We start from the raw sequence: 1,065 nt of genomic DNA, 5'->3' as shown, positions 1-1,065 counted from the left end.
GGCCTCTGGCGCTGGCCGAACTTCTCGCCCGCCGAAATCGCCTGCCGCGGCACCGGCGCGCTCAAGATCGACACCGGGGCCCTGGACAAGCTGCAGGCGCTGCGCGACCGGCTGGGCAAGCCGCTGATCGTCCGCTCCGCCTATCGCAGCCCCGAGCACAATCGCGCTGTCGGCGGCGCAACCCGGTCGAAGCACATGGACGGTACGGCGTTTGATGTCGCCATGGCGAACCACGATCCCGTCGCGTTCGAGGCGGCGGCGCGGGAGGTCGGGTTCCTCGGCTTCGGCTTCTATCCGCGTTCGGGTTTCATGCACATCGACCTCGGCCCCGCGCGTCAGTGGGGCGAGCGGTTCCCGGTCCGTGCGACGGCATTTGCAGCCGAGTCGCCTCCCGCGCGCGAGGTGCTGGCCGACAGCCGCACTATGAAGGGCGGTGGAGCGGCAGGCGTAGCGACGCTCGGAGCGGCCGGGGTCGAGGTTGCCCAGCAGGTGCTGGTCGAGACCCAGGCCGCGATCCTGCCGCTGGTGCCGTATCTCGATACGCTCCGCTGGGTGTTGATCGTCGTCGGCCTTGGCGGCATCGCAGTCACGATCTACGCCCGGCTCGATGACTGGAAGCGGGGGCGGCGATGATCGGCGGGTTCTTGGCCACGCTCGCCGCATCGGGATGGACACGCCGGGCGCTCCGCTACGGCGTCATCGCACTTGCGATCCTTCTGTTCCTGCTGGCCCTGCGCCGCTCCGGCGAGCGCGCCGGGCGTCTGGCTGAACGGCTCGAGACCATGGAGAGAACCCATGCCATTCAACGACGGATGCTGGAGGCGGCGGCGCGTCGCCCTCGGTCTCGTGACGATCTGGCTGAGCGGCTGCGCGACGGCGGGTTCTGACACCCCGCCCGGCGCCTGCCCACCGGTTGTGGAGTACAACCGGGCTGAGCAAGCGCGCCTTGCCAAGGAGGTCGCTGCGCTGTCCGAAGGGTTGCTGATTGTGACCTGGCTTGCCGAATACGCCGTCCTGCGTGATCAGGCGCGGGCATGTGCTGGGCGTTAACCCGCAGCTCGGTTG

At 69.4% G+C, this 1,065-nt stretch carries 2 protein-coding genes; both read left to right on the top strand.

Features of this window, described 5'->3' with window-relative positions; all coding sequences use genetic code 11:
* A partial coding sequence (locus ACK8OU_RS20260) for a YcbK family protein (protein WP_410305132.1) occupies positions 1–633 on the top strand: 633 nt, incomplete at its 5' end.
* Complete coding sequence (locus tag ACK8OU_RS20255) at positions 630–887, top strand: hypothetical protein (protein ID WP_410305131.1); 258 nt, start codon at positions 630–632, stop codon at positions 885–887. The genes ACK8OU_RS20260 and ACK8OU_RS20255, both read left to right, overlap by 4 nt.
* The last annotated feature ends 178 nt before the right edge of the window (positions 888–1,065 follow it).

The organism is Pontitalea aquivivens (genome assembly GCF_046507575.1).
Taxonomy (GTDB): Bacteria; Pseudomonadota; Alphaproteobacteria; order Rhodobacterales; family Rhodobacteraceae; genus Pontitalea; species Pontitalea aquivivens.
The sequence above is the reverse complement of the archived record's forward strand: the minus strand, read 5'-3'. Positions and strand labels throughout refer to the sequence as shown.